Genomic DNA, 21887 nt, shown 5'->3' on the forward strand with positions numbered 1-21887 from the left:
AGCGCCCATGCCCCAGCACGTACCTCCCCCACTGCTCGACGCAGCCACGCGCCAGGGTCAGGGCCCGGCGCCCTCCAGGGTCCCGGCCGCTCCGAGACGCATCGTGTTCCTCGCCCACCGCGACCTGGGCAATCCGGCCGCCGGCGGCTCCGAGCTGCTGATCGACCGGCTTGCCCTGGGCCTCACCGAGGAGGGCCATGACGTGACGCTCCTGTGCGGCGGTCAGGCCCCCCGCAGGCCCTACCGGGTCGTCTCGGCGGGCAGCACGCTGGGGCACTACCTCGGTGCGCGTTCCGCGTTCGCCCGGCAGGTCGGCGACTGCGATCTGCTGGTCGAGGTCTGCAACGGCATGCCGTATCTGGCCCCCCTGTGGCATCGCGGGCCCACCGTGTGCCTCGTCAACCATGTGCACACCGAGCTGTGGGACATGCGTTTCCCCACGCCGGTGGCCCGTGCCGGGCGGCGGCTGGAGCACTGGGCGCTGTCCCGCGCCTACCGCGATCACCTGATGATCGCCGTGTCCCCGTCCACGGCGGGCGCCCTGCGCGAGCTGGGCGTGCCCGACCGGCGGATACGGGTGGTGCACAACGGTGTCGAGGAACCGAGCCCGCAGAGCGACCGGTCCGGGACCCCGCTCTTCCTGGCGCTGGGCCGACTCGTCGACTACAAGCGCATCGACCTGCTGCTCCAGCTGTGGGAGCGGGTCCGGCCGGTCACCGGCGGCCGTCTCGTCATCGTGGGCGACGGCCCCGAGCGCGCCCGGCTGGAACGGCTGGCCGGACCGGGTGTGGAGTTCGCCGGCCATGTCACCGAGGCCGAGAAGCACCGGCTGCTCTGCGCCGCGTGGATGCTGCTGCATCCGGCGGCCGTGGAGGGGTGGGGGCTGGTCGTCACGGAGGCCGGTGCGCGCTCCACCCCGACGCTGGGCTTCGACGTGCCGGGGCTGCGCGACTCCGTGGAGGACGGGGTCACCGGCATCCTGGCCCGGGGGGCGTCCTCCTTCGCCGCGGCCTGGTGCGCGCTGGCGCTGGACGACGAGCGGCGCGAGGCGATGGGTAAGGCGGCCCGGGAACGCGCGGCCGCGTTCCGGTGGACCTCCAGCGTGCGCCAGTTCATGGCGGTCGCCGCCGAGGCGACCAGCGGCGCGAACGCCCCGGCGATCGGTGCGAGCGCGTGAAAGACCCTTCCTTCCGGCGCTCGGCCGCCCTGTTCCGCGCCTTCCTGCGGGAACAGGGCGACCCGGCGACGGCGTACACCCTGCTGGCCCGCGATGCGGCGGACCAGGTGGAGCGGCACGGTCCGCTCCGGGGCAAGGTCGTCGTGGACATCGGCGGCGGCGACGGCTACTTCACCCGGGAGTTCCGGCGGCGCGGTGCGCACGGCTATCTCTTCGAGCCGGACGCCTCGGAGCTCGGCCCGGGGCAGCGCGCGGACACCGTCGTCGCCGACGGCTATCTGCTGCCGCTCGCCGACGGCGCGGCCGACGTCTGCTTCTCCTCCAATGTGCTGGAGCACGTCGCCGATCCGCACACCTTCCTCAGCGAGATGGCGCGGGTGACACGTCCCGGCGGGCTGATCTACGTGTCGTTCACCAACTGGCTCTCCCCCTGGGGCGGCCATGAGTGGGCGCCCTGGCACTATCTCGGAGCCGAGCGCGCCCGTGGCCGCTACGAGCGGCGCACCGGCTCCCCCGCCAAGCACCGGCTCGGCGAGAACCTCTTCCGGATCGGCGTCGGCGAGACGCTGCGCCATGTCCGGGCCCGTACCGATGTGTCCGTCGTCTCCGCGCGCTCGCGCTACTGGCCCGTCCTTCCCCAGCTCGTGCCGCGGATCCCCGTACTGCGGGAATTCGCCACCTGGAACCTCCTCCTCATCCTCCGGCGGTGTTCATGACCAGCGCTGTCCACCCACCCCGGCCCGCTGCCCCGGACGGCCCGGGTCCCGAGCCCTCCGTCCCCGCTGACGGCCTGCCGCAGCCGCGGTCGCGGCGCTGGCTCCTGGGGTTCTGGGCCGTCGTCCTCCTAGCGTTCCTGGCGGTGTCGCCCGGGCGGATGACGTTCGACACGAAGCTCGGCGTCGTCACGGCGCCCCGCCGGTTCCTCGGTGACCTGGGCGAGCTGTGGCACAGCCGGGCCGGGTTCGGCGGGATCGCCGACCAGTACATCGGCTATCTCGTCCCGATGCTGCCGTACTACGGGGCCGCGGACCTGCTGAAGGTGCCCACCTGGCTCGCGGAGCGGCTGTGGCTGTCGCTGATCGTGGCGACCGCCTTCTGGGGTGCGCTGCGGCTGGCGGAGCGGCTGCGGGTGGGCTCCTCGGCCACCCGGCTGCTGGGCGCCGTCGTCTACGCGCTGTGGCCGACGTACACCATCGTCGTGGGTTCGACGTCCGCGGCCGCGCTGCCGGGCGCGCTGCTGCCGTGGGTGCTGCTGCCGCTGACGGACCCGCGCCTTGCGCCGAGGATCGCGGCGGCCCGGTCCGCGCTGCTGATCCCGCTGATGGGCGGGGTCAACGCCGCCTCCACGCTGGCCTCGCTGCTGCCGGTCGGGCTGTATCTGCTGTCCCGGCCCCCCGGACCGCGCAAGCGCGCACTGCTCGCCTGGTGGATACCGGGCGTGGTCCTGGCGACCGCCTGGTGGATCGTTCCGCTGCTGCTGCTGGGGACCTTCGGCGAGAACTTCATGCCGTACGTGGAGTCCTCGTACACCACCACGACCACCATGTCGGCGACCGAAGCGCTGCGCGGCGCCGGCAACTGGGTGGGCTATCTGAACTTCGGCGAGGCCTGGCTCCCGGCCGGGTGGACCGTCGCGACCGCGACCCTCACCGTCCTGTGCTCGGCCCTCGCCGCCGCCCTGGGACTCGCGGGTCTTGCCCGGCGGGATCTGCCCGAGCGCCGCTGGCTGGTGCTGACCGTCCTGTCCGTCGCGCTCGTCACGCTCGCCGGGTACGGCGGTGCGCTGGGCGGGCTGTTCCACGCAACCGTGCAGGACTGGCTGGACACCTGGCTGGTGCCGTTCCGGAACATCTACAAGTTCCAGACGGGTCTGGCGCTGGCGCTGGCCCTGGGCCTGGCGCACATCACCGCCGTCGCCGCTCTGGCGGCCGCCCGCCGGGACCGCGACCCGGCCCGGATGCGCCGCCTCGCACCGGTGGTCGCCGCCGTGATCGTGCTGCCCGGTCTGGCCTGGCCGTACGTCAACGGCTCGATCCTGCAACCGGGTTCGTTCAAGGAGCTGCCCGACTACTGGGAGAAGACCGGTGGTTGGCTCAAGGACCATTCGCCCCATGACCGCGCCCTGGTCGTCCCGGCGACCGCGCACGGCATCTACACCTGGGGCTCCCCCATCGACCAGCCGCTGGACGTGCTGGCCAACTCGCCCTATGCACAGCGGGATTACGTCCCCTTCGGCACGCCGGGCAACCGGCGGGCGATGGACGCCGTCGAGCAGGCGCTGACCTCGGGGGGCGAGGTTCCCGGGCTCAGCGCGTACCTGAACCGGGCCGGGCTGCACTACGTGGTGGTCCGCAACGACCTGGACCCGGACCAGTTGGGGTACGTCCCCACCACTACGGTGAAACGCACCCTGGAGGCGTCCGGCTACCAGCGGGTGAAGGGCTACGGGCCGGTGATGACCGGCGGCCGGATCGCGGCGGACACCCCCGTGCAGGTCGAGGGCCTGTATCCGCGGCAGCAGGCGGTGGAGATCTACCGGCCGCCCGCCGGGACCGAGCGTCCGGGACGGGCGGAAGCGACCCCGGTCGCCTCGACGGCCGTGGTGAGCGGCGGTCCCGAGTCGCTGCTGCCGCTGTCGGCGACCGGTGCGCTGGACGGGCGGCCGACCGTGCTGGCCGGTGACGCACACCCGGGTCTGGGACGGCCGTCGTTGTACGCGGCGGGCGACGGGCTGCGCCGCGCCGACACCCGGTTCGGTCTGGTCAACTCCAACACCTCCTACACGTACACCGCCGATGAGCGCAACGCCGTGGACGCGGTGCAGGATCCGGGTCGCGAACCGCGGCAGATCCTGCCGACGTCCGGGGCGAAGCACCAGACGACGGCCGTGATCCGGGGCGCGAAGTCGGTCAGTGCGTCGTCGGTGGGCAACTGGCTGTTCCATCTGCCGCAGTACGACCCGGTCAACGCGTTCGACGGCAATCCGGAGACCGGCTGGGCGGAGGGGTCCCCCGGCTCTCCCGAGGGCGAGTGGGTGCGGGTCGACTTCGCCACCCCGACGGAGCTGCCGAGCTCGCTCCAGGTGACTCCGCTGCCCAGCGGGAACATGCGGGCCGCGGCGACCGTGATCCGGGTGCAGACCGACCGGGGCTTCAAGGACAGCCCGCTGCGGCCGGACGGTTCGGCTCAGCCGGTGGCCGCTCCCGCCGGGGAGGCGTCCTGGCTGAAGGTGACGATCCTGGAGTCCCAGCAGGGGCGCCCCGGACTCAGCGGCGCCGGGTTCACCGACATCGCCATCCCCGGCGTGCAGGTGACCCGGATGCTGGAGCTGCCGAACGACGCGCCGCGCGAGGGTGCGGAATCGACGATGTTCTCGCTGCGGCGGGGCAGCGACCCGGGCGGTCTGTCGTCCGTGGCCGCCGAGGTCGGGCTGAGCCGGCAGTTCACCGCCCGGGAGGCGGGCGAGTACACGGTCGCGGCGAGCGCGCTGCCGGTGCCCGGCGAGGCGCTCGACAAGCTGCTGTTCGAGCTGACCGGGGAGCGGGACAAGATCGAGGTGAGTGCCGACTCCACGGCCCGGCTCGGCACGAACCTCAGCCCCCGCAACCTGACCGACGGTGATCTGACCACGGCGTGGATCGCGGGCGAACGCCCCGTACTGCATCTGACCTGGCCGGAGAAGAGGCCGGTCGGCGAGATCGTCTTCGCGGCGGCCGGGGGGCTGTCCACCCGGCCCGAGCAGGTGCAGATCAGTTCGCCGGACGGTACGGCGGTGGCCTCGGTGGACGAGAACGGGATGGCCCGCTTCTCACCCATCAACACCGACCGGATGGATATCACCATCTCGCGCCAGGCGCCGCTGACCGTGCACAACCCGGTGGCCGGCAGCCAGTTGCAGCTGCCGGTCGGGCTGAGCGAGGTCTACATCCCGGCGCTGGAGGAGTTCCGTTCGCCGCAGCCGAAGCCGGACCAGGAGTTCAGCCTGCCGTGCGGCAGGGGGCCGGTCCTCTCCGTCGGCGGTACGTATCTGGAGACCCGGGCCGAGGGGCGGGTGCGGGATCTGACCCAGCGCCGGCCCATCCAGGTCTCGCTGTGCACCGAGGACAGCAAGGTGGAGCTGGCCGCCTCGTCCACCACGGTCCAGGCGGGCGACGCGGGCCCGCTGGCCATCACCGACGTCACCCTGAGCAACGGGTCCACCGAGGCCGCGGCGGCGGCACCGCGGACGGTGGACGTCGAGCAGGGCGAAGGCGACCGGCGCACGGTCTCCGTCGGTGCGGGCGAGGCCTCGTACCTCCAGATCCACGAGAACCACAACAAGGGCTGGAAGGCCACCCTGGACGGCAAGGAGCTGACGCCGCTGCGGATCGACGGCTGGCAGCAGGCCTGGCTGGTGCCCGGGGGCGAGGGCGGCACGGTCACCCTGGAGTACGAACCGGCCAAGATCTACCGGGCGGGCCTGATCGGTGCGGGCGTGCTGTTCCTGGCGCTCGTGGCGCTCGCTTTCGTACCGCGCCGGCGCTCCGGACCGTACGAGGCCGAGGAGCAGCCGGTCCCGCCGGGGCCGGGGCTGGTCCTGGGCACGGTCGCCCTCACCCTGGTGGGGGTGGTGATCGCGGGTCCCCTCGCCGTGGCTGTTCCGCTTCTCGCCGTGCTCGCGCACTTCCGGCCGAGGCTGATCGTTCCGGTCGCGTTCACGGCGATGGCCGCCGCGGGGGTCGTCGCGGCGGTGGGCACCGGGGAGAGTACGGCGATGGGTGAGGGCGCGTTCGGCGCCACCGCTCAACTCCTCGCCGTGATCGGGTTGTTCGCCGCACTGGTCACGGTGGGCCGGGAGCCGGTCGGCAGGCGGGCGGTCCGGGTCGGCCGGGGCGGGGATGAGCCGGTCCCGGCCGCCGGGGACGGGCGGACCCTCCAGCTTCCGGCGCAGCCCGCACCGCCCTCGGGCCGGACGCTGTCCGCCGACGGCAAGCACCCGGCGAAGGGAGGCGACACCTGATGGCGGCCACGCAGCACCAGCGGGCCCCGGGCGGCGGGCAGCCGCCCGGGAGGCTCGCCCGGGTGCCGTTCCCGGTCGTCGACGAGGTGGCCCGGCACTGCGCGCAGGACGCCGAGCCGAGCACGGTGCTCATCGAGATCCGGCTGCCGGGCCTGGTCGACGAGGAGCGGCTGCGCTCCGCGTTCGCCGCCTCGCTCGCCCGGCACCCCCGGGCGCTGATGCGGGAGCGGCCCCGGGGCCCGTTCGCCCGGCGTTACGAGTGGGAGCTGACCGAGGGGCCTGACACGGACCCGGTCTCCTTCCCGCCGTGCGCTCCCGGGGCACTGGAGCGGGCGCGGGCCGGGGCGCTGGAGCGGGCCCCGGCGCTGACGGCCTCGCCGCCGCTGCGGCTCGACGTGGTCCGGGAGCCGGACCGGGAGGGCTGTGTGCTGCTGTTCACCGTGCACCACACCGCCCTCGACGGCCCGGCGTGCCTGCGGCTGGCGGGGACGGCCGCGGAGATCTACGGCGCGTGTCCCACACCGCCGCCGCCCGCCCCGGCCCGCCCGCCGTCCGCGCCGCCGCCCCGGCAATCCCGGGCCCCGCTGCCGACCCGGCCCGCCCAGGTGGCGCCGGGCTCGCCGGGCCCCGCACCGGTGCCGGGCAACGCGCAGCTCCTGGCCGAACTCCCGGTGCCGCGAAGAGAGTCGGGCGCGCCCTACACGGTGAACGACCAGCTGATGGTGGCCACCGCCCTGACGGTCGCCGACTGGAACCGGGCGCAGGGCGCGCCGGGGGCCGACCGGCGGCCGCTGCGGATCACCATGCCGGTCGACGACCGCAGCCGGGGCCCCGAGATGCCGATCGGGAACGGCACCCGGCTGGTGGAGGTCCCCTTCAGCGCGTCCGAGGTGGCGCCCGGGGCGGACGTTGCGGCTCTGCTGCGGACGACGGCCGAGCGGACCCGGGCGCTCAAGGCGCGGCCGCGCCCCCAACTGGGCCGGGCCGCGTCCCTGTTGACCGCACCGCTGCTGCCCGTCGCGACCCGTGCCGCCCTCACCCGGGGGCTGCGGGTGGTGGCCGGCCCGTGGACCTCGACGACGCTGCTGAGCAACATCGGCCGGATTCCGTACCCGTTGGACTTCGGTGACGCGGGCCGGGCGACGGCCGTCTGGTTCTCGGCTCCCGCCCGGATGCCCCGGGGGCTGACCTTCACGACGGCGTCCACGGGCGGCCGGCTGCATCTGGCACTGCGCTGGTCGCGCACTTTGCTGGGCGACGAGGACGGCATACGGCTGCTGGACCTGTTCACCCGCCATCTGGCCGCGACGTCCTCGGAGGCCGAATGACCAGCACCGCTCCTCCCCCGCCCGGGCTGCGGGACTTCTACGAGAACCCGGCCGTCCCCGTCGCCTCGGGCGACGGGCGCAGCAGACGGCAGGCACGCCTGCTGGCCAACGCCCTGGACGCGCCGGGGCAGGTGATCGTCGACGTGGGGTGCGGCGACGGTACGGCGGCGGCCACGGCGGCCCCGATCCTCGCCGGGCACCGGCTGATCGGCGTCGACTGGTCGCAGGACGCGCTGCGCAGGGCCAGGCCCCGGATGGGCCTCGTGGTCCGCGGCGAACTGGAGCACGGCGGGCTGCCACTGGCCGACGGGTGCGCGGACGCCGTGCTGTTCAGCGAGATCCTGGAGCATCTGGTCGACCCGGACCAGGCGATGGACGAGCTGCGGCGGGTGCTGCGGCCCGGCGGCCATCTGATGCTGTCCACCCCGAACCTGGCCGCCTGGTACAACCGGGCGCTGCTGCTGGCCGGGGTGCAGCCGGTGTTCTCGGAGGTCAGCCTGCGCGGGATCCACGGCCGCCCGGGCTCCGAGGTGGTCGGCCATCTGCGGCTGTACACCGCCCGCGCCCTGCGCTCGTTCCTGACGGCGTCCGGTTTCGAGGACGTACGGATCACCGGTGCGCCCTTCCACGGGGTGCCGCGTGCGCTGCGGCTGCTGGACCGGGCGGCGTGTTCGGTGCCCGGGGCGGCCTCCATCCTGCTGGCCCACGCGCGGCGCGGGTAGCGCGATGTGGTGGGGTGTCGGCGCGGCGCTGGTGGCCAACGCGCTGTACAGCGTGGGGTTCGTGGTGGAGAAGCGGGCGCTCGGCTCGCTGCCCCCGCTCTCCGCCGGCCGACCGCTGCACGTGGTCCGGGTGCTGCTCACCAGCCCGCTGTGGATGGTCGGTGCGCTGGCGCTGGCGGCCGGGTTCGGGGCCCAGCTGATCGTGTATCGCGCGTTGCCGATCGCGGCCGCCCAGGGCATCTTCGTCTCGGGTCTGGTGCTGCTCCTGCTGCTGTCCTCGGCGGTGCTCGGCGAGGAGTCGTCGGGGCGCGAACGCTATGCGCTGGGCGGGGTCCTGCTCGCGCTGCTGATGGTGGTCGCCTCGGTGCGCGAGGGCGAGGACGTGGTGAGCGGCGGGGCCCCGTGGATGCTGGTGCTCCTGGTCTGCGTCCCGGCGCTCGCGGCGGGCGTCTGGCTCTACGTACGGGTGGAGAGCCGGGCGGCCAAGCGGCACCGGGTCCCGACCAGCGGCATCGGTTACGGGGTGGCGGTCGGGCTGCTCTACGGGGTCAGCTCCCTGGCGATCAAGGGCACGTCCAGCCGTTTGACCAGCACCGATCTCGGTGAGGCGGCGCTGTCGCTGCTGGGGTCGCCCTATCCGTATCTGCTGCTGTTCACCGCGGTCGCCGGTCTGGTGATGTCGCAGGCGGCGCTGCAACGCTGCCGGGCCTCGCTGATCGTGCCGGTGTGCACGACGGTGACGTGCCTGTTCACCGCGGTCCTCGGGACGCTGGCGTTCGGCGAGAGCCTGCCCGACGACCCGCTGCTGCTGACCCTGCGGGTGGCGGGGACGGCTCTGGCCCTGACCGTCCTGCTGGCCATGCCGCGCCACGATCCGCCGCCCGCCGCCTCACCGTCCTGACCCGCCCGTCCGCTCCCCTCCGCCCGCTCCCCTTCACCATGCGCCACTTCACCCTTCCCCCCTTCCACCCATTCGCCCTTCCACCCATTCGCCCTTCCCTTTCGCCCCGACGACACCGAGGAGCCGCTGATGCGTCCCGACGACCCGCTGCTGGCCATCCTGGCCTGCCCGCTCGACAAGGGGCCCCTGGCCCTGCTTCCGGAGGAGGAGGCGCTCTACAACCCGCGGCTGCACCTGAGTTACCCGATCGTGGACGGGATACCCCAGCTTCTGCCCTCCTCGGGCAGAAAGGTCGACGCCGACGACCACGAGCGGTTCCTGGCCTCGCTGAAGGCCTCGGCCACGTGAGCACGCTCGCCGCGGCGGTGGCGGCCAGACTGCCCGGGCGCCTGGTGGGCTCCGCCGCCGTCGCCCTGTATCCGCGCTTCGAGCCTGAGCTCCGGCGGCTCGCGGACTTCTGCCCGCCGGGCAGCGTCGCCCTCGATATCGGGGGCTGGTACGGCCCCTGGTCCCGGCGGCTCGCCGCGCGCTGCGCGGAGGTGGTCACCGTGGAGCCCGTGCCGCATCTGGCCGAGCATCTGCGGCGGACGCTGCCGTCGAACGTCCGGGTGGTCCAGGGTGCGGCGACGGACCGGGCGGGCACGGCGCAGCTGTGGTTCCCGGAGGGCGACCGGGGCGACCGGGGGGTGTCGTCGCTGGCCCGCCGTGACATCCACGCCCACTGCCTGGAGGTACCGTCGATCACCGTCGACAGCCTGGGGCTGCGCGGGGTCGGCTTCGTGAAGATGGACGTGGACGGCGGGGAGGCGGCCGCGCTGCTGGGCGCGGCGGAGCTGCTGCGCCGTGACCGTCCGGCGCTGCTGATCGAGCTGGAGAGCCGGCTCGGCCCGATCGAGCCGGTGGTCGGCACGCTCACCGGCCAGGGGTATACGGGCTGGCTCCTCGTCGACCGCGACTGGGTCCCGCTCGACGGGTTCGACCTGGTGGCCCATCAGAGCCGGACCGAGCACCTCGTGCACCGGGGCCTGCTGCACCGGGCCTTCGCACCGCGCCGGGAGCGGTACATCAACTCGGTTCTGTTCCTGCCGGACGGACGGAGTCCGGGGGCGCCCTGAGCGGCGCGGGCCCCGCGCGCCCTCGGCCGGAGGGCCGAGCGGGCCGGAGCGGACCGGGCGGAGGGTGGCGTACGCGGCGGGCAGCGGCGCAGGGCGGGACGGAACGCGACCGGGCGGTCCGGGGAGCGAGCGGGCGGCCGCCCCGGAGCGCACGCACCTCGCTCCCCGGACCACGCGCGCGACGCGGTCCGGCAGCGCATCGTCGACCGCCGCTACCCGCGGGGCGCCCGCCTCGTGGAGCGCGAGGCCGCCAAGGAGCCGCCGCGGAGGGCCGACAGGGGTACAGCGGCGCGATCGCCCCGTCGCCGGACTGGTCGCAGCGGGTACCCAGCCAGTCGGCCGGGGCACGTGACGCGTCGTCAGTTCTGCTTCGGCTCCTCGGCGTTGCGCCAGACCGTCAGGTCGATGCTGATGTAGCGGCTTGGGTCGTCGGCACCCGACTTGCCTCGGTAGGTCACCACGGCGATGTGCCCGGCGTCGCTGAGCACACAGACCTGCGAACCGGACGAGAGCTGGTCGAGGCCGATCTTCTCGGTGTAGCGGGTCTCGTTGCGGCAGACCTCCAACGAGCCCTTCTGCGTGTTCTTCAGCACGACCAGCTTGCCGTTGGCGCTGCCCACCTGCTCGTCGCCGAAGAGGGAGTCCCGGTAGTAGTAGAAGTCCGCGTCGCCGTAGATGACACGGCTGCCCGCGTTCGCCGTCGGCCGCGGCGGGTTGTCGGCGAGCATCAGCTCGTAGCTCGCCGTCAGGTCGATGCCCTCGTAGGAGACGGGCTCGGGATCGACCGGCTTGTCCTGGGACTTGTCCTGGGACTTGTCCTGGGACTTGTCCTGGGACTGGTCCGTGGAACCGCTGTCGCTCGCGCTTCCGCCGGAGGAGGACGACCGCGCCTTGTCGTCCCCCTTGCCGGACTTGTCGTCGTCCGGCAGCAGCGAGCCGATGGCGCCGAGGACGACCAGCGCGCCGACGACGGACGCGGCGACGATCAGGCCTGTCCGTCGCTTGGGGCGAGGGGCCTGAGGCTGGAACCCGGGCTGCTGGAAGCCGGGCTGCTGGAACCCCGGCTGCTGGAAGCCGGATGTGTGGTGCGGCGGCGGGGTGGCGTGCCCCTGGGGTGCGGCGTATCCCTGGGGCTGGGTGTGCTGCGACCAGGGGCCGGGCGCTCCGGGAGCGGGGGGTACTCCCGGTGCGGCCGGTCCGGTCTGCGTGGGCGCCGCGGCCACCGCGTAACCGGTCGGGGTGTAGTGGGCCCCTCCCGGCGGCGGGGTCGGAGGGTTCCCCGGGGAGAACTCGGTGGGGGTGGGCGCGACGGTCGGCTGCGGGGGCGGCGTCGGTGCGGGGGCGGGCATCCGGAGGCGCTCCGTGATCGACCCGGCGACCGCCTGCGGCAGCCAGTCCTCGCCCTGGCGCAGCGGTTCGGGCGAGATCTCGTGGCACAGCCGGATGACCTCGGTCAGGTCCGGGCGGTCGGCCGGGTCGCGGCTGAGGCACCGGCTGACCAGGGGCCGGAGCTCCTCGGGCAGCCTGCTGAGGTCGGGGTCCTCGTGGACGATCCGGTAGAGCACCGCGTGCGAGGGCCCATCGCCGAAGGCGGGCGCGCCGATCGCCGCGTAGGCCGCGATCTGGCCGAGGGCGAAGATGTCGGTGGCGGGGGTGACCGTGCCGAGCGCCGCCTGCTCGGGGGACATGAACGCCGGGGTGCCGACGCTGACACCGGTGCCGGTGAGGGCGGTGCTGTCGGCGGCGCGGGCGATGCCGAAGTCGATGACGCGGGGTCCGTCGGCGGCGAGGAGGACGTTGGCGGGCTTCAGGTCGCGGTGGACGATGCCCGCGCCGTGGATGACGCCGAGCGCCTCGGCGACGCCGACCGTCAGCAGCAGGACGCTGCGCAGCGGCAGCCCGCCGTGCCGGGACACGGCGTGCGCGAGCGAGGGGCCCGGCACATAGGCGGTGGCCAGCCAGGGCTGCGGGCCCTCCGTGTCCGAGTCGATGACGGGCGCGGTGTACAGGCCCTGGACGCGCTGGGCGGCCCGTACCTCCTGCTGGAGGCGCCGCCGGAACTCGGGGTCCTCGCTGAACTCGGCGCGGATCACCTTCAGGGCGAGGGGACGGCCGCCGGGCGTGTACGAGAGGTACACCTTGCCCATGCCGCCCGCGCCCAGCACAGCGGCCAGCCGGTATCCGCCGACGACCGCCGGGTCGTCGTCCCTCAGGGGCTGAAACGCCTCGGCCGAAGGTGTGTTGCTCACGGAACCATCCCCCTGATCTACGGTGACCGGGACAGGACCGCGCCCCGGAGTCCGTCGAGAGCGTACCGAATCCGCAAGCCCTCTCCCGCCACCTGTCGATCATCGCTGGTCCGCCGTACGGAGACCCGTTCGGGCCCTCCCGCCCGCCGGGAGACCGCGTTGCCGGTGGCCGGTACCGGGTCCATGCTGGGGGCATGGGTGACCAGGCCGGGCCCGAGCCCACCGTGTCCGTCCAGCAGGACCTCCGGTTGCTGGAGGCCGCAGGGGCGCACCCGGACGGTGCCTCCGTAGCGGAGCTGGCCCGGCAGGCCGGGCTGGCTGAGGCGACCGCCCGGCGGCTGCTGCACGAGCTGGCCCGGGACGGCTATCTGCGGGAGCTGGACGACGGCGCCTTCGCCCTCGCGACCCAGGAACCCGGCTGGGGTACCGACGACGGCCGGTCACTTCAGGAGCGCGTCCGCCCGCTGCTGTCCTCGCTGCGCGAGAGCGTCTCCGCCGCCGTCTATCTGACGCTGTACGACGAGGGGGAGATCCGGGTCGTGGAGATCGTCGACAGTCCGCGCACCCCGCGGGTGGACGTCTGGGTGGGCTTCGAGGACGCCGGGCACGCCACCGCGCTGGGCAAGAGCGTGCTGCGCGAGCTGAACGAGGAGGGGCGCGCCAGCTACCTGTCACGGCACGTCCTGTCCGACCTCACCCCCCGTACCATCACGCGCCGGGAGGAGCTGTTGCGGCAGCTCGACTCCTCGCCCACCGCGCCGCTCTCCCTGGACCGGGAGGAGTACTCCCGGGGGACGACCTGTGCGGCGGTTCCCGTGTACAGCGGTGGCCAGGTCGGCTCGCTCGGCATCTCCTTCCGGTCGGACCGGATGTACCGGACCACCGAGGTCAGGGCGCAACTGCTGGCGTCGGCGCGGCGCATCACGCGGAAGCTGACGCTCCCCGGGTGACCGCCCCGGGCGGCCACGGCCCATCGCCGGTTCAGCCGGTGACGATGCCCGCTGCCAGGTTGATCGTGGTGGCCACGATGCTCGCGCCGAAGACGGCATGAACACGCCGGAGAGTGCCGTCGCGGCGGCGGCGTGGCTCAGGTCCGAGTCGCCGATCAGGAGCAGCACCACGATGCCGACCAGTCCGCACAGGGCTGCCGCCACGACGACGAGTTCCTCGGCGACGGGCCGGAATCGCGCCGGGCGTTGCGGTGCGTGGTGGCGGCGTCCATGGGCCACAGGGCGATCCATCCCGCGACGGCGAAGAGGGTCTCGGCGGCGGCGATACCGGCGCCCTGGTTCTGGGCGACGGATTACTGACTCGGCTCGCCCCGACCCTCACCCGGCTCGCCCTGCCCCTCGCTCGCCTCGCCCTTGCGTACCGAGCAGTGGAGCGTGTCCTTCTGCACGTCGGCGACGATCGTGTCACCGGGGTCGGCCTCGCCGCCCAGGAGCAGGGAGGCCACGCGGTTGTCCAGCTCCGTCTGGATCGTGCGACGCAGCGGGCGGGCGCCGAACTCCGGCTGATAGCCGTGCGCGACCAGGAGCTTCTTCGCCGCTTCGGTGACCTCCAGGGTGAGGCCCTGCGCGTGCACGCGGCGCTTGCTGCGGTCCAGCAGGTGGTCGACGATCTCGGACAGGTCGTCCTCGGTGAGGCTGTGGAAGACGATGATGTCGTCGATGCGGTTGAGGAACTCTGGCAGGAACCGCCCTCGCAGTTCCCTCATCAGCTCGCCCTTGAGCTCGGCGGCGTCGCCCTCGTGGGCGAGGATGCGGTGGGCGCCGATGTTGGACGTCATGATGACGACGCAGTGCCGGAAGTCGACCGTGCGGCCCTGCCCGTCCGTGAGCCGGCCGTCGTCGAGGATCTGGAGCAGGGTGTTGAAGACGTCGGGGTGGGCCTTCTCCACTTCGTCGAACAGCACCACGCTGTAGGGCCGGCGCCGGACCTTCTCGGTGAGCTGCCCGGCCTCGTCGTAGCCGACGTATCCGGGAGGCGCGCCGACGAGCCGGGCGACGGTGTGCTTCTCCTGGAACTCGCTCATGTCGAACCGGATCATGCGGTCCTCCTCGCCGAACAGCAGCTCGGCGAGGGTCTTGGCGAGTTCGGTCTTGCCGACGCCGGTGGGGCCGAGGAAGAGGAACGAGCCGACGGGCCGGTTCGGGTCTCCCATGCCCGCACGGTTTCGGCGTACGGCTTGGGAGACCGCGGTGACCGCCTCGTCCTGGCCGACGATCCGGGCGTGCATCTCCGCCTCCAGCCTGAGGAGCTTCTCCTTCTCGCCCGCGGTGAGTTGGGAGACCGGGATGCCCGTGCGGCGGGAGACGACACCGGCGATGTCGGAGGCGGTGACCGAGACGACGCCCTCGCGGCGCTCCTCGATCCCGGCGAGTTCGCCCTCGGCCTCCGTGATCTCCCGTTTCAGCTCCGAGGCCTTCTCGAACTCCTCGCCCGCGACGGCCTCGTCCTTCTCGCGCCGCAGCTTCGCGAGGCGGTCCTCCCGGCTGACGACCTCGGTGGAGCGGTTGGCGCTGCGCAGCCGTACGCGCGCCCCGGCCTGGTCCATCAGGTCGATGGCCTTGTCGGGCAGGAAGCGGTCGCTGATGTAGCGGTCGGACAGCTCGGCGGCCGCGGTGAGCGCCCCGTCGGCGAAGCGGACCTGGTGGTGGGCCTCGTAGGCGTCCCGCAGCCCTTCGAGGATCAGTACCGTCTCCTCGACGGTGGGTTCCGGGATCAGGACGGGCTGGAAGCGGCGCTCCAGGGCGGCGTCCTTCTCGATGTGCTTGCGGTACTCGTCGATCGTGGTCGCGCCGACGACGTGGAGTTCCCCCCGGGCGAGGGCGGGCTTGAGCATGTTGCCCGCGTCCATCGAGCCTTCGCCGGTCGCGCCCGCGCCGACGACCGTGTGGAGTTCGTCGATGAAGAGGACGATCTCGCCGCTCGCCCCCTGGACGTCCTCGATGACCTTCTTCAGCCGTTCCTCGAACTGGCCCCGGTACTGGGCTCCGGCGACCATGCCGGACAGGTCGAGCGAGACGACCCGCTTGTCCTTGAGGGTGTCCGGCACCTCGCCCGCGACGATCCGCTGGGCGAGGCCTTCGACGATGGCGGTCTTGCCGACGCCGGGCTCCCCGATGAGGACGGGGTTGTTCTTGGAGCGGCGCGAAAGGATCTCGATGGTCTGCTCGATCTCCTCGGCCCGGCCGACCACGGGGTCCAGCCTGCCCGCCTTCGCCTCCTCGGTGAGGTCCCGGCCGTATTCGTCCAGGGCCGTGTCGGGCTGCTTGGCCGCGGCGGGAGCCCCGTCCGGGCGCGACGCCCCGTCCGTGGCGCCGCGCAGCTTCCCCATGTCCACCTCGTCCGCCCCCAGCAGCCGGGAGGCCCCGGAGCCCGCGTCGTCGATCAGCGCGCCGAGGATGTGCTCGGGGCCGATGTAGGACACCCCGGCCGCCTGTGAGCGGGCGTAGGCGCTGGTGAGGGTGCGCTTGGCGGCCGGGGTGAGCCCGGGCTCGGAGGAGGGTTCGCCGGACTCCCTGGGCAGCACGTCGTCCAGCTGCGCCGCCAGGGCGTCGGGATCCACCCCGGCCCGGGCCAGCACCCGGCGGGAGGGCTCGACCTGGGTGGCGGCCCACAGCAGGTGCTCCGTGTCGAGGTCGTCGGTCTTGTCCTCGGCCGCCTTGCGGGTGGCCAGGCCGAGGAGTTCCCGGGAGGACTCCGTCAGCAGGCGCCCGATGGGGACCCGCTGCACGGCGGGGGGCGACGAGGCCGGTGACATACCGAAGAACCGGCTCAGCAGGTCGTTGAAGGGATCGGACGGACCGAGGGGTGAACCGAACGCCATCGACATGTCAGCTCCAGGGACAAGAGGATCTCCCCCACTGAAACGCGATGTCCACCGGCCCGCAATCGGAGCGGGAGCGGCAGCGGAACCAGACAGACGGCGTCGGCATCAGGGACCGCCGGCCAGCATCAGCTGCCGTGCTGCCCGGCCAGCATCAGCTGCCGTGCTGCCCCCGCCGCCGGACCGGGCAGCAGCAGCCCGGTGTCGGCCTGAAGGATTCCCATGTGGGCTTCCTGGAGCTGCCGCCCCGGGTCCACCCCCAGCTTCTCGGCGAGTGTGCGCCGCAGTGTCGTATAGGCCGCCAGCGCCTCCGCCTGCCGGCCGGACCGGTAGAGGGCGAGCATCAGCTGAAGCCAGTGCGGCTCGTGCAGCGGGTCGGCGGCGGTCAGGGTGCGGAGCTCGCCGACGAGTTCCTGATGGCGGCCCAGGGCGAGGTCGGCGTCGATACGGGCCTGGACGGCCGTCGACCTGAGGCTTTCCAGTTCGCTGGTGCGCTGCATGACCGTCGCGGCGGCGTTGGCGTCCGCGTAGGGGTCCCCGCGCCACTGGGCGAGTGCGCGCCCGAGGGACTGGGCGGCGAGTTGCGGGGCGCCGGTGGCCAGGGCCGTCTTCCCCTCACGCACCAGGGACTCGGCCCGTACGGCGTCCAGATGGTCCGGGGGGATGTCCAGGACGTAACCGGAGGGACGGGTGAGCAGCCACCGGCCGTCGGGGTCGCCGAGGACGCGGCGGAGCCGCAGGACGGCCACGGCCACCGCCTTGCGGGCCGTGGCGGGCGGGTTGTCGGCCCAGACCTCCTTGAGGATGTGCTCGGTCGACATCACCTCTCCCAGCCGGACCGTTAACGCCGCAAGTAGTGTGCGTACGCGAATACCACCGACCGGCTCTCCTGGCACTCCCGGCGTGGAATTCTCGGACAGGCGTACTTCCAGGGGGCCCAGAACTCCCACCTGTGGCGGGATTCTCGGATGCGTATGTTGAATCCAATGAGGCATGTTCGACATTGCCCCTCCTCCGGGGTCACCTACATCCGGCAGGCCGGAATACGATGGCGTGTCAACATACTTGCACCGGCTCCCATCGCGATCAAGGGAGTTCCGAAACCGCGGGCCCTGTTGTGCGATAGATCACCCGGTCGCGGTTAGCCGCGGATCGGCTGTGTTTCGGCCGGATTTCGACGGGCGGCAGGACGGGGATCGCGCGGCACGGTCCCGCGGGGAACGGCGGAGGAAGTCCGTTCCCGCGCGGGCCGGATGGGCGGGGGCGATGCGGGGCGCGGGCACAAGGGCCGGGCCCGCCACCGCGGTTCGGTATGTCGCCGGTGTCGGGGCGCTCGGGTCACCCCCCGTCGCACGCGGCCAGCACGAGGTCGCTGACCTCGCGGAGTCGTCCGATGCCGGCACCGAACTCGGGCTGGAGGTTGGACAGGTAGGCGAGGACCAGATCGCGTTCGGGGTCGGCCCACACGACGCTGGAGGTGGTGCCGCAGTGCCCGAAGGCGGTCGCCGAACTCGCGCCGCCCATGACCTGGGCCAGGTCCTGCGGGTGTTCACCCGGGCCGCCGAGCATGAATCCGTGGGACCAGCGGACGGGACGTTTCAGGGAAGCATCGGTTCCGCCGTCATTGGACGGCTTCCGCGCCTCTTCGACCGTCTCCTGGCACAGCACCCGGACACCGTCGAGCACCCCGCCTTCCAAAAGCATCTGATAAAAGCTGGCGAACTGTGCGGCGGTGCCGGAAAGACCAGCCGACGGGATGACGGCCTGCCGGTATCGGCGACCGTTGCTCATCCACTGATTGATCAATTCGGACGGATGGTCAGCCTTTGCCGGAACATGTCGGGACCATGCATGATCGGGCAATCCCATGTGCAAATCATTGAGGCCGATCGGGGTGAAGAGCTCGGAGGTGACGAAATCGCGGAAGGACCGGCCGCTGACCCGCCGCACCAGCTCGCCGAGGATGAATCCGAAGCTCATGAAGTGGTAGGCGGCCACCTCGCCGCCCGGCCACTTGGGCCGGGCCTGTTCCAGGTCGCGCACGGAGCGCTCCCAGTCGCGGGCGGTCCGCATGGTCCGCACCATCCCCCGCCCGACCGGCACTCCCGCCCGGTGCTGAAGGACGTGCCGGACGGTCACCGCGTCCTTGCCGTGCTGGGCGAACTCCGGCCAGTACGAGGCGACCGGCCGGTCCAGTGCGATCTGGCCGCGCTCCGCGAGCGCGTGCACGGCGAGCGCGGCGATGGGCTTGGTCGCGGCGTACGCGAGGAAGAGCGAGTCGGGGGAACAGCCGAACGAGCGGTCCAGGACCACGGCGCCCCGCCGCAGGACGCACAGTTGCGCGGCTCCGCCCCGCGCCGCCACCACATCGGTGAGCCGCTGGAGCACCTCGGGGTCCATGCCTGTTTCCTTCGGGCCCTGTTCCCGTTCATGGGTGGCGGTCATCGGGGTCGTCCCACCTTTCTGCACCGGTGTCGGATGGTTGTCGGGGAGTCATGTGCGGTGCGCCTCACCAGGCGACCGGCATGGTGTGCATGCCGCGGACCATCAGTCCCGCCTTCCACGCGAGGCTCTCCTCCGGGACGGCCAGACGCAGCGCCGGGAAGCGTACGAACAGGGTCTTCAGCGTGATCTGGAGCTCCACGCGCGCCAGTTGGGCGCCCAGGCAGTGGTGCGGACCGGCTCCGAAGCCGAGGTGGGGGTTCGGGCGGCGGGTGGGATCCAGGGTGTCGGGGTCGGTGAAGATCTCCGGATCGCGGTTGGCGGCGCCCATCGACGGCACCACCGTCTCCCCGGCCGCGACGAGGACGCCGCCGAGTTCGACGTCCTCGGTGGCCGTGCGGGGGAAGCCGTCGACGGTGCCGATCGGAACGAAGCGCAGCAGTTCCTCGACGGCGTCGGGGATCAGGTCGTGATCGCCCCTCAGGCGCCCCAGAAGATCCGGGTTGCGGAACAGGAGGTAGAGGAAGTTGGGGATCTGGCTGGCCGAGGTCTCGTATCCGGCGATGAGGATCGCCTCGGCGAGCCGCACCAGCTCCCCTTCGGTGAGCTTGTCCTCCTCGTCCCGGGCGGTCACCAGGGACCCGATCAGGTCCTCGGTGGGCCGCACCCGGCGCTGGGCCACGAGCCCGCCGAGGTAGTCGTGCATCCGCATCATGTGGTCGCGCACCTCGGCGGGGGTGTGCGCGGTGGTCGTGAGCAGCGCGTCCGACCAGACGCAGAACCGCTTGCGGTCCTCGGGCGGTACACCGAGCAGTTCGCAGATCATCGTGACGGCGAACGGCAGCGAGAAGTCCTCGACCAGGTCCGCGGGCGGCCCGGTCTCCTCCATGGTGTCGAGCAGCCGGTCGGCGGTGGCCTGGATGAGAGGGCGCATGCCCTCCACCCGGCGTGGCGTGAAGACCTTGCCCACCAGGCGGCGCAGCCGGGCGTGGTCGGGTCCCTCCACGCTCAGCACCGCGTCGGGCGGCGGCTGGTGCGGCAGGAACCGGGGGGCGCCGGGGGCGACGGCCAGGGCCCGGGAGAACCTCCGGTCCGCGAAGACCTTGCGCACGTCCTCGTACCGGGTGGCGAGCCAGGCCTCACCGCCGTACGGCAACGTGACGCGCTGCAGGGGCTGTTCGCGGCGCAGCGGCTCCCAGTACGGGTCCGGCTCCAGCCGGTCGGGGGCGTGGAAGGGGTAGGCGGGGGCCGTGCCGGCGGCGAACGGGCAGGTCGGCGGGGCGTTCATCGGGCCTCGCCCCAGGTCACGGGGAGCTTGTACACGCCGTACACGATCTGGTCGTCGCGCCACGGGATGTCCTCGATCTCCGCCGCCATGCGCAGGTCGGGGAAGCGCTTGACCAGGCCGCGCCAGGCGCAGCGCATCTCGACGCGGGCCAGCTCCATGCCCAGGCACAGGTGGATGCCGTGGCCGAAGGCGAGGTGCGGGTTGTGCTCGCGGGTGATGTCGAGGCGGTCGGGGTCGGGGAAGACCTCGGGGTCGCGGTTGGCCGCGGGCAGCGAGGCGAGCAGGGTCTCGCCGGGCCTGACCGGGTGGTCCGCGATCTCCATGTCGGCGGTGACGCCCCGCGGCAGGCCCTGCTGCACGATGGTCTGGTGGCGCAGCAGTTCCTCGACGGCCTGGTCGATCAGGCCGATGTCGTTGCGCAGCAGGTCCCACTGGTCGGGGTTGCGCAGGAGGGTGTAGGTGCCGATGCCGAGCATGTTCGCGGAGGTCTCGTGGCCCGCGATCAGCATCAGCACGCCGATGCCCGCCACTTCCAGGTCGGTGAGGGCCGGCTGTGCGTCGGGGTCCTGGATGAGGTGGCTGAGCAGGTCGTCGCCGGGGTTCTTCCGCTTGGCGGCGCACAGGTCGACCATGAACTGGTTCATCCGGGCGCCGAGCGCCCCCAGTTCCTCGGGGGTGGCCTCCAGGTCCTGGAGCCGCAGCACCAGGTCCATGAACTCGACGCGGTCGTCGTAGCGGATGCCCATCAGCTCGCAGATGACGAGCAGCGGGATGGGCAGGGCGAACGACTGGACCAGGTCGGCCGGTCCGCCCTCGGCCTCCATCGCGTCGAGGGTGTCGGTGACGATCTGCTCGATGCGCGGCTCCAGCTTGCGGATCGCCCGCATGGTGAACCACTTGGTCAGCAGGCGGCGGTAGCGCGTGTGGTGGGGCGGGTCCATGAAGATGAGGAAGCCCGGCAGGTACTGCTCGGCACGCATCTCCGGGGCCAGGTTCCGCCAGGGCTGGGGGGTCTTGCCGGGGTGCGAGCTGACGTCGCGGGCGGCCAGCGCGGCGCGCACGTCGGCGTGCCGGGTCAGGAGCCAGCCCTCGGAGTCGTCGGCGAACCGCATCCGGCTGATGGGGTCGGACTCGCGCAGCTCCGCAAGCTCGGGCGGCGGCGAGAAGGGGCAGGTGCGCTGCCTGGGCAGCGTCGGCGGACGCTGCTCGGTGTCGGACACGGGAACTCCTCGGGACGTGGGGAGGGTCGGGGCTGGCCTGCCGGGCGGTCCGGCTCAGACCGAGGGGGCGTCCGGGCCGCTCAGCGGGAGCGCCTGGTAGCTGACGTCGGTGGTGTCGCGGCGGGACGGGTTGAAGCCGGCCTGGGCCTCGGCGGGGTCGAGCGGCACCTCCTGGACGAGGCTGAAGTCGTTCAGGACCACCCGGCGGGCGATCCTCCAGGCGCCGTCCCGCCGTTCGAAACGGTCGATGTAGCGTCCGGCGAACTGTTCGACGCGCTTGACGCCGTCGTTCTCGCGGTGGTGGTAGGCGGTGCAGTAGGTCTCCACGCCCGCGGTGTCGCCGTCGATCTCGATGGTGGTGCCGTGCAGGGTGTGCAGGGTGCCGGTGTAGGTGTCGCGCAGGATCGGGACGATCTGCTTGACGAAGTCGTGGGCGTTGCCGCGGAGGATGCCCCGGTCGTCGTGCGCGTCGTCGTGGTAGGCGGACTTGACCAGTTCCTCGTCGAGCCGGTCGAGGCCGCGGCAGTAGCGCTGGAGGACGTTGCGGATCTCTCGCTCGCTCCACAGGATGTCGAGCTGGTTGCGGTCCATGGGAAATCCTTCTTTCGTTGGGC

At 72.7% G+C, this 21887-nt stretch carries 16 protein-coding genes and 2 pseudogenes; 10 read left to right on the forward strand and 8 right to left on the reverse strand.

The window, feature by feature from the left end; translation table 11 throughout:
- Positions 1-7: 7 nt before the first annotated feature.
- The 9 genes and pseudogenes from ACZ5WC_RS28840 to ACZ5WC_RS28880 all read left to right on the forward strand — a co-directional run.
- Positions 8-1177, forward strand: a complete 1170-nt coding sequence (locus tag ACZ5WC_RS28840) for a glycosyltransferase family 4 protein (RefSeq protein ID WP_468543559.1) — start codon at positions 8-10, stop codon at positions 1175-1177.
- Positions 1174-1893: a class I SAM-dependent methyltransferase gene (locus ACZ5WC_RS28845; RefSeq protein ID WP_311118520.1), complete on the forward strand. Its 720-nt coding sequence runs from the start codon at positions 1174-1176 to the stop codon at positions 1891-1893. The genes ACZ5WC_RS28840 and ACZ5WC_RS28845 overlap by 4 nt, the downstream gene beginning before the upstream one ends.
- Positions 1890-6176: an alpha-(1->3)-arabinofuranosyltransferase domain-containing protein gene (locus tag ACZ5WC_RS28850; protein WP_468543560.1), complete on the forward strand. Its 4287-nt coding sequence runs from the start codon at positions 1890-1892 to the stop codon at positions 6174-6176. Before ACZ5WC_RS28845 ends, ACZ5WC_RS28850 begins: the two co-directional genes overlap by 4 nt.
- Complete coding sequence (locus tag ACZ5WC_RS28855) at positions 6176-7504, forward strand: condensation protein (protein WP_468543561.1); 1329 nt, start codon at positions 6176-6178, stop codon at positions 7502-7504. Before ACZ5WC_RS28850 ends, ACZ5WC_RS28855 begins: the two co-directional genes overlap by 1 nt.
- A complete protein-coding gene (locus tag ACZ5WC_RS28860) occupies positions 7501-8226 on the forward strand; it encodes a class I SAM-dependent methyltransferase (RefSeq protein ID WP_468543562.1) in 726 nt (241 codons plus the stop codon). The genes ACZ5WC_RS28855 and ACZ5WC_RS28860 overlap by 4 nt, the downstream gene beginning before the upstream one ends.
- A 4-nt stretch (positions 8227-8230) precedes the next feature.
- Entirely contained in the window at positions 8231-9127 is an 897-nt protein-coding gene (locus ACZ5WC_RS28865) for a hypothetical protein (RefSeq protein WP_468543563.1), read from the forward strand.
- Between the two features lie 129 nt (positions 9128-9256).
- Positions 9257-9475: a Trm112 family protein gene (locus ACZ5WC_RS28870; protein WP_468543564.1), complete on the forward strand. Its 219-nt coding sequence runs from the start codon at positions 9257-9259 to the stop codon at positions 9473-9475.
- On the forward strand, positions 9472-10242 hold the full coding sequence (locus tag ACZ5WC_RS28875; RefSeq protein ID WP_468543565.1) for an FkbM family methyltransferase: 771 nt from the start codon (positions 9472-9474) through the stop codon (positions 10240-10242). The genes ACZ5WC_RS28870 and ACZ5WC_RS28875 overlap by 4 nt, the downstream gene beginning before the upstream one ends.
- A gap of 64 nt (positions 10243-10306) precedes the next feature.
- Positions 10307-10500 (forward strand): annotated as a pseudogene (locus ACZ5WC_RS28880) (GntR family transcriptional regulator); the annotation flags it as partial.
- Between the two features lie 101 nt (positions 10501-10601).
- On the opposite strand, the gene ACZ5WC_RS28885 reads toward ACZ5WC_RS28880, so the two are convergent.
- Positions 10602-12491, reverse strand: a complete 1890-nt coding sequence (locus tag ACZ5WC_RS28885) for a serine/threonine-protein kinase (RefSeq protein ID WP_468543566.1) — start codon at positions 12489-12491, stop codon at positions 10602-10604.
- Positions 12492-12685: 194 nt separating this feature from the next.
- Here ACZ5WC_RS28885 and ACZ5WC_RS28890 point away from each other — a divergent pair, with 194 nt between their 5' ends.
- Positions 12686-13441: an IclR family transcriptional regulator gene (locus ACZ5WC_RS28890; RefSeq protein WP_468543567.1), complete on the forward strand. Its 756-nt coding sequence runs from the start codon at positions 12686-12688 to the stop codon at positions 13439-13441.
- Between the two features lie 84 nt (positions 13442-13525).
- On the opposite strand, the pseudogene ACZ5WC_RS28895 reads toward ACZ5WC_RS28890, so the two are convergent.
- From ACZ5WC_RS28895 to ACZ5WC_RS28925, 7 genes and pseudogenes are all read right to left on the reverse strand, one after another.
- Positions 13526-13773 (reverse strand): annotated as a pseudogene (locus ACZ5WC_RS28895) (DUF1345 domain-containing protein); the annotation flags it as partial.
- A 21-nt stretch (positions 13774-13794) separates the two neighbouring features.
- Complete coding sequence (locus ACZ5WC_RS28900; protein ID WP_468543568.1) at positions 13795-16329, reverse strand: ATP-dependent Clp protease ATP-binding subunit; 2535 nt, start codon at positions 16327-16329, stop codon at positions 13795-13797.
- A gap of 122 nt (positions 16330-16451) precedes the next feature.
- Positions 16452-17327 (reverse strand): AfsR/SARP family transcriptional regulator, encoded by an 876-nt coding sequence (locus ACZ5WC_RS28905; RefSeq protein WP_468543569.1) that lies wholly within the window; start codon positions 17325-17327, stop codon positions 16452-16454.
- 334 nt (positions 17328-17661) lie between these two features.
- Positions 17662-18768: a serine hydrolase domain-containing protein gene (locus ACZ5WC_RS28910; RefSeq protein WP_468543570.1), complete on the reverse strand. Its 1107-nt coding sequence runs from the start codon at positions 18766-18768 to the stop codon at positions 17662-17664.
- A gap of 64 nt (positions 18769-18832) precedes the next feature.
- The gene (locus tag ACZ5WC_RS28915) at positions 18833-20053 is read right to left on the reverse strand and encodes a cytochrome P450 (protein WP_468543571.1); all 1221 of its coding nucleotides are present in this window, start codon (positions 20051-20053) and stop codon (positions 18833-18835) included.
- Positions 20050-21273 carry a cytochrome P450 gene (locus ACZ5WC_RS28920; protein WP_468543572.1) on the reverse strand — a complete coding sequence of 408 codons (1224 nt, stop codon included), beginning with the start codon at positions 21271-21273 and terminating at the stop codon, positions 20050-20052. Before ACZ5WC_RS28920 ends, ACZ5WC_RS28915 begins: the two co-directional genes overlap by 4 nt.
- A gap of 54 nt (positions 21274-21327) precedes the next feature.
- Positions 21328-21864, reverse strand: a complete 537-nt coding sequence (locus ACZ5WC_RS28925) for a nuclear transport factor 2 family protein (protein ID WP_468543573.1) — start codon at positions 21862-21864, stop codon at positions 21328-21330.
- Positions 21865-21887 lie beyond the last annotated feature (23 nt).

It is taken from the genome of Streptomyces sp. NPDC033165, assembly GCF_055577965.1.